The 10408-nt window shown below is 71.9% G+C and carries 4 protein-coding genes; all 4 read left to right on the forward strand.

Going from position 1 to position 10408, the window contains the following annotated elements:
* Positions 1 to 123 precede the first annotated feature (123 nt).
* The 4 genes from ACY34I_RS30315 (at position 124) to ACY34I_RS30330 (ending at position 10378) form a co-directional block, all read left to right on the forward strand.
* Entirely contained in the window at positions 124 to 2697 is a 2574-nt protein-coding gene (locus tag ACY34I_RS30315; RefSeq protein WP_462758478.1) for a S8 family serine peptidase, read from the forward strand.
* Positions 2697 to 5567, forward strand: coding sequence for a hypothetical protein (locus ACY34I_RS30320; RefSeq protein WP_462758479.1), 2871 nt, complete (start codon positions 2697 to 2699; stop codon positions 5565 to 5567). Before ACY34I_RS30315 ends, ACY34I_RS30320 begins: the two co-directional genes overlap by 1 nt.
* Positions 5568 to 5612: 45 nt before the next feature.
* Positions 5613 to 9023, forward strand: coding sequence for an ATP-binding protein (locus ACY34I_RS30325; protein WP_462758480.1), 3411 nt, complete (start codon positions 5613 to 5615; stop codon positions 9021 to 9023).
* A 218-nt stretch (positions 9024 to 9241) separates the two neighbouring features.
* On the forward strand, positions 9242 to 10378 hold the full coding sequence (locus ACY34I_RS30330) for an RNA-guided endonuclease InsQ/TnpB family protein (protein ID WP_462758481.1): 1137 nt from the start codon (positions 9242 to 9244) through the stop codon (positions 10376 to 10378).
* Positions 10379 to 10408: the final 30 nt, after the last annotated feature.

The following is a 10408-nucleotide window of genomic DNA, read 5'->3' on the forward strand; positions in this document are numbered from 1 at the left end:
TACGGGCGACGCCAGCCCAGTCCAGGTCATCTCACCGGGCCGGTAATCCGCCAGTAACGGCCTGTCCCTAGCCTCCTCGATCAGCTGGCACCCCCGGCCAGCACCGCCTACGAGGAGCCCCCCATGAACCTGCCCCGATCGCCGCACCGCAGTCGCGCGGCGTGGCTGGCGGCCGCCACCGCGGTCGCCGTACTCGTGGGATCCGCCCCGGCGCGCGCGCAACCCTCGCACCACGACCCGCGGGCCCAGAGCGTTGCGGCCGCGAAGGTCGACCCCGATCTGCGTGACGCCCTCGGGCACGGCACGGATGCCACGTTCTTCGTCGTCATGACGCGGCAGGCCGACCTTGCCGCAGCCCGCAGCGCGCGCGGCCACGCGGCGAAGGCGTCGGCTGCGTTCGCCGCGCTGCGGGCCGAGGCGAAGGCGAGCCAGGCGCCGCTGCAGGCTTTCCTGGACCAGAGCCACGCCGGCTACCAGTCCTTCTGGATTGCCAACGCCCTGAAGGTGACGGGTGACGAGGCGCTGGTGGACCTGCTGGCCCGACGCTCGGACGTGGCCCGCATCGTCCCCGAGCGGCGCTACCAGCTGGACAACATCGAGGCCGCCTCGATCGCGTCGTCCGCGACGACCGGCGACGAAGCCACCGTGCTCCCCGAGTGGGGCGTCAAGGACATCGGCGCCGACCAGGTCTGGTCGCAGTACGACGTCCGGGGCGAGGGCATCGTCATCGCCAACGTCGACTCCGGCGTGCAGTACAACCACCCGGCGCTGGTCGGCAACTACCGGGGCAACGTCGGCAACGGCACCTTCGTCAACGACTACAACTGGTACGACCCGACCGGGCAGTGCACCTCCGCCGGCGGTTTCCCGTGCGACAACAACGGTCACGGTACGCACACCATGGGCACCATGGTCGGTGCGGGCGGCGTGGGAGTCGCGCCCGGCGCGAGGTGGATCGCGGCCAAGGGCTGCGAGTCCCGCACCTGCTCGGACTCCGCGCTGCTCGCGTCCGGCCAGTGGATCCTCGCCCCGACCGACCACAACGGCGAGAACCCGCGCCCTGACCTCGCCCCGGACATCGTCAACAACTCCTGGGGCGGCGGCGACACGACCTTCTACCAGGACATCGTCGAGGCGTGGAACGCCGCCGGCATCTTCGAGGCGTTCGCGGCCGGCAACGACGGTGACGGCACGACCTGTTCGACCACGCACGCACCCGGATCGCAGGCCCCGGCCTACGGCGTCGGCGCTTACGACTCCACCGGCAGGATCGCGTCCTTCTCCGGCTTCGGGCCATCCCTGGTGGACGGTTCGGAGAAGCCGAACATCGCGGCTCCCGGCGTAGACGTACGGTCCACCTGGCCGGGCAGCACCTACCGGGTGATCTCCGGGACCTCCATGGCCACCCCGCACGTGGCCGGCGCGGTCGGCCTCCTGTGGTCCGCTGCCCCCGCCCTGATCGGCAACATCGACGAGACGCGCGCACTGATCGACCAGACCGCGCGGAACGTCGACGACACGCACTGCGGCGGGACGGCCGATCGCAACAACGTCTGGGGCGAGGGCAAGCTCGACATCTTCGCCGCCGTGGACCGCGCGCCGCACACCGCGGCGATCGTTGCTGGCACGGTCGCCGACCGGGCCACCGGCGCACCGCTGTCCGGCTTCACCGTCCAGGCCGCCGGCGACATCACCACCCGCTCCGTCACCACCGGCGCCGACGGTTCGTACCGCCTGACGCTGCCCGCCGGAACCTACACGTTCACCGTGTCTGGCTACGGCTACGCCAGCTCGACCGAGACCGGCTACCCGGTGACGGCCGGCACCGACGTCACCAAGTCCTTCACCCTGGCCGCCGTGCCGGTCCACCTGGTCTCGGGGACGGTCCTCGACGTCACCGGCAAGCCGCTGCCGGGTGCCACCGTCCGGGTCACCAACACACCGGTCGCCCCGGTCACGACCGACGCCTCCGGCCACTTCAGCTTCGCGAAGGTCGCCGAAGGCTCCTACACGCTGTCCGCGACCCCGGCCGCGCCGATCCTGTGCAACGGCACCTGGAACGGCCCGCTGACCGTCGACGGCGACGAGACCGTCACCGCCGCGCTGCCGGCCCGCAGCGACAGCTTCGGCAACCGCTGCACCCCGGCCGCCTACGCGTGGATCGGCGGCAGCACCAAGATCGCGCTGTCCGGAGACGAGAACGTCGCGTCGCTGGCGCTGCCGTTCCCGGTCACGTTCTACGGCGTGCCGTACACGACCGTCAACGTGACCACGAACGGCCTGGTCAACTTCCTGGAGCCGCGGCTGGGCGACTACACCAACACCGCGCTCCCGTCGGCTGCCAAGCCGAACGGCACCGTCGCCGCCTTCTGGGACGACCTGACACTCGACAAGCGGTCGAGCGTGTGGACCGCGACCACCGGCGCCACCGGGGACCGCAGGTTCGCGATCGTCTGGCAGAACGCCGCCTTCGCCTCCGACCCCTCGGTCCGGGTGACCTTCGAGGCCGTCTTCGACGAGGCCACCGGCGCGATCACCCTGCAGTACCAGGGCATCGGCTCCAACGCGCTCCAGGCCGGCTCGAGCGCCACCATCGGCATCGAGAACCAGGCCGGCACCGACGCACTGCAGTACTCCTTCGACGAGCGAGTGCTGACCGACAAGTCCGCCATCCGTATCACGCAGGGGACCAAGTGATGACCTCCCTCTCCCAGCGGGCCGCCCGGCTCACCGCCGCCCTGACAGCCGCGGCGCTGGCACTGACCGTCGCGCCCGCGGCCCACGCCGCCGCTGGCGACGGCGTACTGACGCTGACCGACGGCCAACTGCAGGACCTGGAGCAGCGGGTGCGGCTCGACCCGTACACCGCCGCCGACAGCACCGGGAACACCGAGCCGACCGCTCCGGCCCCGGATACCAGCTCCGCTACGGACGACGGGTCCGGCGACGCCAGCACCGACTCCACCCTGTCCGTGATCCCGAAGTCGACCATCGAGGGCGTCCGCGGCCTGGTCGACACCACCGCGCTGGCCGGCACCGCCGGCGACTATCTCGCCATCAGCAGCCTCGGCACCGTGCAGCGCCTCACCAAGGAGGGTACGGCGGTCTGGAGCCGTGACAACGCCTCCTTCTACCGGGACTGGAACGTCACCAACATCCGCCCCTGGCAAGCTGAGCCGTACCCGGCCAGGATCCTGATGGGCTACAACGCGGTCAGCCCGTTCACCGCCACGTCCGACCTGGGCTACACGACCGGGGACCTGACCGGCGACGGCGTCGCCGACCTGGTCTTCTCGGCGAGCGTGGGCATCAACCCGTATCGTCCGTTCACCAGCCCGGGCTCGACCCTGCCCAACGGAACCTTCGTCACGATCGTGGACGGCAGGTCCGGTGCGACGCTGTGGAGCAGGCTCTACGCGTATGCCGCCTGGGTGGCGCTGGCCGGCGGCACCCTCGTGGTCGGCGACGCGCCGTACTACAACCTGAACTCCGCCACGGATGCCACCGCAGCCCTGTACGGCCTCCGCTTCGACCATGCCGACGGGAAGCTGATCCCGACCCAGTCGTGGACGTACTCCACCGGCGACCGCACCGGCGTGATCTGGGGCGGCATGGCGGACCTCGGAAGTGGGCTGCTCGCGGTCTCGTGGAACAAGCGGAAGCTGGCAGCCTCCCCGGCACAGGGCAACACCCTGGTCGTCGACACCGCCGACGGTAGCGTCAAATGGAAGACCGACGGCACGCTCTACTCCCGCCAGCTGCGCTACGACGCCGGACGGAACCGGATCGTCGCGCTGGAACAGTCGGACCTCACCGACGGCGTGACGTACGAGTTGGCCGGCTACGACCCGGCGACCGGCGCCCGCACCACCCTGAACACCCGGGCCAACGCGCTGCCGCTCGGCCTGACGATCGGCAACCTCAAGAACGGCCCCGACGCCGAGTACGTGCTCAGCGAGTCCACCCTCGACCCCGACCTGTGGATCAACTCCAGCAGCGTGCGGGCCCTGGACGGCGCCGACGGCAGCAGACAGCTGTGGTCGTACACGATCAAGCGGGACCCGGCCAACCACAAGGACGGCCCCGGCATCTGGGGTCTGAAGATCGCCGACGGCCGGCTGCTCGCCTCGGCGCAGGACGACCGGTACCGGAACACCGCGCTCGACCGGAGCGGCCGGATGGCCTCCCTGGTCGCGCTGGCCGGTGAGAGCGGTGCCGTGCGCTGGACCCGGGCCGGCGTGGTCGCCTCGCCGCTGTTCGCACAGCCCTACCAGGACGCCGACGGCTGGCACGTCCGCACCGCCGACGCCGACCAGAACATCCGCACCTACGGACTGGGCAGCGGCCGCCAGGAGAACCTCGTCGCGCTGCAGGGCGATCTCGCCTACGCCACGTCCACGGACGTCAACGGCGACGGTACGAAGGACCTGGTCGTCGGCGGCCAGTCGCACGGCCTGTGGGCCTACGACGGCCCGTCGCTGGTGGCGGGCAAGCCCAGGCTGCTGTGGAAGGCCACGCTTCCGGGCCCGGTGCACCGCATCGAGCAGGCGGACACCACCGGTGACGGCAAGGCCGAGCTCCTGGTCGCCGCCGACACCGACGTCGTGGTGGTGACCGCCGCCACCGGCCGGATCACGGCGGACATCGACGGCGACGGCCAGTTCGTCCGCTCGGTGACCGGCGCGGACGTCGACGGCGACGGCCAAGCCGAGCTCATCGTCCCCACCGACAAGGTGCGCGCCTACACCGGCCGCGGCAAGCTGCTCTGGGAACACGGCGCCCCGGCAGCCGCCGGTGCGGTGGTCTTCTCCGACGTCTCGGTCGCCGACGGCCGGGTCTACGCCCAGTACAACTCGGTCGGATCCCTCGGCCTCGCCGCCCCGGTCGTGAACGGCGTCGCGCTGAACGCCGAGGACGGCTCACTGGTGTGGACGGCGAACCCCGAGGCGCCGGACGGTGGCTTCTCCGCCACCGTGCTGCGGAACGGCACCTTCGCCTCGCCGGCGATCCCGTACGCCGACGGCCACGCGGTCGTCTACACCTGGATCGCACGCGCCGCCGTCGGGTGGTCCACGATCGTCGAGATCCGCGACGGCCGCACCGGTGCGGTAGTGCACACCGGCACCGCCGGTGGGCTGGGGACCACTGGCAACTGGTTCACCGGCCCCGAGGGCCTAATACTGGCCGGCACCGCCTCCTTCTACACCTGGACCGCGGCCGGCGACTACCGCATCTTCACCCTCCCGACGAACGAGACCGGCGGCTTCATCGCCGGCCCGAACGGGCAGCGACTGCTGCTCGGCGGCGTCCAGAGCGGCGTCTACCTCTGGGATCCGGCGGTGCTCACCGCCGGCAACAACTACCCGAACCACCTTGCCAGGCTGGCCCTGATGGGTGCCCGAAACTACTTCTCCGGCGACCTGGACGGCGACGGGGTGGACGAGGTGGTCACCCTCAACTTCGACGACGTCGGCTACGACCGGACCATGGAGCTGTCAGGTGGCGGCTACTACCTGTCCAACAGCGGCATCCACCAGCTGACCGTGGCGGCAGTGACCGCCTCCTGAGCTGGCCCTTCGGCATACGGTCCCTACCGGCTACAGTGACGCACTGTGCAACGATCCCCGGGCCGGCCGCAGCCCACCGCACTCCGTGCGGACCAGGCAGCGGCCGCCGGGGATCCGCCACTGCTACGCCTGCACCTGCTCGGCGGCTTCCGGGTCACCCGCGACGGCGGGGCGCCGCCGGCCGAACGCTGGACCCGGCCGAGCGCCCAGGCGCTGGTCAAAGTGCTCGCGGTGAGCCCCGGCCACAGCCTGCACCGCGAGCAGGTCATGGCAGCCTGCTGGCCGGACGCGGATCCGGCCGCCGCTCTGGGCAGCCTGCGGGTGGCGCTGCACGCCGCCCGGCGCGCGCTCCAACCGGACCTGGCCCCACGCACCCGGTCGGCCTACCTGACCGGCGAGGGCGCCCTGCTGCGGCTCGACCCGCGGACGGTGTGGATCGACGCCGACCACGCAGAACAGCTGGCGGAGGCGGCGCTGACCGACGGCCGCTGCGCTGAGCTCGCGCACGCGCTGGCCGCGTTCACCGGCGAGCTGCTGCCAGCGGACCGCTACGCGGAATGGGCTGCGCCGCGCCGCGAGCGGTTGACCGCACTGCGGGAGGCGGTGCAGGTCGCGCTGGCGGAGGCATATCTCGCGGTGGGCGACCTCGCCGGGGCCGTCACCGCAGCGGAGCGGACGCTGGTGGAACAACCGGCCGAGGAACGCGCCCACCGCGTGCTGATCGCCGCGCACCTGCACGCGGGCCGGAGGCGACAGGCCGTGCGCCAGTACCACCAGTGCCGGCAGGCGCTGCACGACGAGCTCGGCATTCCTCCCGGTCCCGAGACCGAGCGGCTGCACCGCCTAGCCCTGGACAGCAGCCCGGCCAACCCGGCCCCACCGGCCTCCCATGCCGTCGAACCCCATCTGCCGGCCGCGATCCGCACCCCGCCAACGGCACCGCTGCGCGGACGGCAACGCACCCTGGAACTGATGCTGACCGGCGGGCCGCCGGTGGTGCTGGTCGGCGGGGAGGCGGGAGTCGGGAAGACCCGGCTGGCCGCCGAAGCGGCACGACGGTCGGCGGCCAGCGGAGCCCTGGTGCTCTGGGGCGCCGGGCACGAGGCCGAGGGGCACACGCCGTACGGGGCGTTCGCCGAGGCGTTGGACGGCTGGCTGGCGGACCGGCCGCCCGCCGAACGCGCCCGCGTGGGCTCCGAGTATCCCGAACTCATCGCGCTGCTGCCGTCACTCGGCCGGCCGGGCGGCCGAACCACCGACCGCACTCCAGAGGAAGAGCGCGACTGCCTGTTCCGAGCCGCCGACGCACTTCTCGGCGAGCTAGCCGGCAACGGACCCGTGGTCGTCGTGCTGGACGATCTGCACGCCGCCGACACCGGATCCTTCCAACTGCTGAGCCACCTGGCCCGACGCGCCGCGGCCGGCCGGCACGCCTGGCGGTTCGTGGTGACCTACCGCGAGGAGGAACTGGGCACCGGCGACCCGCGCCGTACCAGCCTGGGCCTGCTCGTACGGCAGGGCCTGGCCCGACGCGTCGAGTTGATGGGGCTCGGCCGGGACGAGTGCCTCGCCGTCGCCGCGGACGTCCTCGGTGCCCCATCCGGCCCGGACACACCACGTGCCCTCGACCGGGTGTGGGAGCTCTCGCTCGGCAACCCGCTGTTCGCCGTCGAGCTGGCGCGGGCCGTGCGCGACGGGACCCCCGCGGAGGAGCTGAGCGCGCCGGAGGGCGTACGGCAGTTCGTCGCCGAGCGCCTGGGACGGCTCGGGGCGACGGCCCGACGGCTCGTCGAGGTGCTGGCGGTCGCCGGCGGCGAAGCGTCCCTGGCCGTGGTGCTGGACGTGGCCGAACACGGCCTCGTCCCGCCGGTGACGGGAGCGGACGCGGCCGACGCCCTCGACGCCGTGCTGGCGGCATCGCTGGTCGTCGAACGCGACGTCGTCGTTGCGGGCCGTCCCGCTCCAGGGCTGGCCTTCCGCCACCCACTGGTCCGGCTGACCTGCTACGACGCCCTGACCGGGGTGCGTCGCCGCCACCTCCACCGCGCGTTCGCCGACGCCCTGCTCCGGCATCGCCCCGATGCCGTGGACGCGCTCGCGTCGCACCTGGTGCGGGCCGACGATCCGCGCGCGGCGGAGTTCCTGCTGCAGGCGGCCCGGCGTGCCGCTGCCCTGTGCGCGAACGACAGCGCCGACGGCTACTACCGCGACCTGCTGGCGCGGCTGGACCCGGCGAATGACCCGGCCGCCGCCCGGATCCGGCTCGAATGGGTCGCCGTACTGCGACGGATGGCCCGCTATGCGAAGGCCGCCGAGGTGGCGCGGACCGCGCTGCTGGACTTCGGCGCGGCCGGGGAGCAGGATGCCGAGGCGCTGGCCGCCGGGCGGCTCGCCGAGGTCCTGGTGCGAGCGGGTAGACCGGCCGAGGGGCTGGAGGTGCTCGAACGATATCCGGTGCCCGCCGACTGCGCACCGGAGGCGGCCGCCGCGCATGACACCGCCCGCTCCGTGGTGTGCTTCGTGATGGGCCGCTACGAGGACGGGTACGTGGCCGCGGTCGCCGCGGAGCAAGCGGCTCGCCGCATGGCCGGACCAGCGGGCCAGGTTGCCCTGGCCCGGGCGCTCGTCCAACAGGCGACCAGCCTGGGCCTGAGCGGACGGCTCGACGTGGCGGGCCGCCCGGCCGAACAGGCGCTGGCCGTCGCGGAGGACGCCGGCGACCCGGCCCTGCTGGGCACCGTGCTCTCGGTGGCCAGGGAGAACGCCCGACGTGGCGGCAGGCTGCGGGAGGCATGCGCCATCGGCAGGCGCGCCATGGAACTGGTCGATTACGCCGGCGACCCGACCGCGATGGCGTTCGAACGAACCAACCTCGCCGAACTCCACCTGCTGCTCGACGAATCCGAGGAGGCCGAGCGGCTGGCGGTGTCGGCGGTGTCGCTGGCCGAGCCGCTGGGGGAGTGGTCCCTGGCGTTCGCGCTGGCGGCTCTGGCCCGGGTCAGGATGGCACCCGACCCGACCGATGCGGCCGGCCTGCTGACCTGCGCCGAGGCGGCCGCGGTGGACAGCGGCGACCGGCAGGCGTTGGAAGAGGTGCGCACGGCGCAGGCCGAGCTGGCCGTCCGCAACGGCCGCCCCGAGGAGGCACTACGGCTCCTGGGCACGCCGGTGCCCGGCGCTGGGACGTCGGCCGCCGCCGCCACGCTGACGGCATGGGCAAATCTGACCGCCGGCCACGCCCAGCGCGCTGCCGAGATCGCCGGCACCGAGGCGGAACGCGCCGCCCAGTCCGGCGAGCGCCTGGCCGAGGTGGACGCCCTGACCGTCCACGCTGCCGCCCTCGCCCGTCTCGGCCGCCCGGAACGCGCCGCCGCGACCTTCGGCCGGGCATCGGATCTTGCGGCATCCCTTCCCTACCCCATGGGCGCCGCTCGCATCGCGCTGGCCGGCGGTTAGTAGGAGCAGCTCCTGGTGCGGGTCGAAGCCGACGACGTGGTGAGGAGGCCGTCGTCGCGCTCGGCGCAATGACGGCCTCCGCCCGTCGACAGCTTGCTGTTACGAGACTGCAGTCATCGGATTTGCGGCGTGGAAACCCGGTCGTTTACGGCCGGGAGGAAACGCCGCTCCCTCCCCTCAGTGATCGTCCTACATGGACGTTGGCTAGAATGTGAGGCATGGGTGAGGTGGTGAAGCGGGCTTACAAGTACCGCTTCTACCCGTCCCATGAACAGGCTGGGCAGTTGAACCGCACGTTCGGGTGCGTGCGTGTGGTGTACAACCGGGCCCTGGAAGCCCGTACCCGGGCGTGGGCGGTGGACCGTCAGCGCACCACGTATGTGCAGTCGTCGGGGTGGCTGACGGAGTGGAAGCGCACGCAGGAGTTGGCGTTCCTGAACGAGGTCAGTTCGGTGCCGTTGCAGCAGACGTTGCGGCATCTGCAGGCCGGGTTCGTGGCGTTCTGGGACAAGCGGTCCCGGTATCCGCGCTTCAAGTCCAAGCGCAAATCCAGGGCGTCGGCGGAGTACACGCGCTCCGCGTTCCGGTGGCGTGACGGTCAGCTCACCCTGGCCAAGATGAACACCCCGCTGAACATCGTCTGGTCCCGACCGTTGCCCGAAGGGGTGGAGCCGTCGACGGTCACGGTGTCTCGGGATGCTGCGGGCCGCTGGTTCGTGTCCCTGCTGGTTGAGGACCCGACGGTGCAGCCGCTGCCGCCGGTCGCGCCCGTGGTTGGTGTGGATGCGGGTATCACCAGTCTGCTCACCCTGTCGCGCCCGATACCCGGGGTGAGTGACGAGCAGGGCAAGGTGGCCAATCCGCGGTTCGGGCAGGCCGACCGGCGGAAGCTGGCCAAGGCGCAGCGGAACCTGTCCCGCAAACAGGACGGTTCCGCGAACCGGGCGAAGGCCCGGCTGAAGGTGGCCCGGATTCATGCCCGTATCGCTGACCGGCGTCGGGACCATTTGCACCAGCTGACCACTCGGCTCGTCCGTGAGACCCAAACGGTCGCGATCGAAGACCTCAGCGTGCGGAACATGCTCCGCAACCGGCGTCTGGCCCGCGTCATCTCTGATGCGGCCTGGGGTCAGTTCCGCAGCATGCTGGAGTACAAAGCCACCTGGTACGGGCGTAAGGTGATCCCCGTCAACCGGTGGCTGCCCACGTCCAAAACCTGCTCCGTGTGCGGGCGGATCAACACCACCCTCGCCCTCAACGACCGCTCCTGGACGTGCCCGGGTTGCGGGGTCGTGCACGACCGGGACATCAACGCCGCCAAGAACATCCTCGCCGCCGGGCTGGCGGAGAGGTAAAACGCCTGCGGAGCTGACAGAAGACCTCAA

The organism is Micromonospora sp. RTBAU3-60, assembly GCF_054963695.1.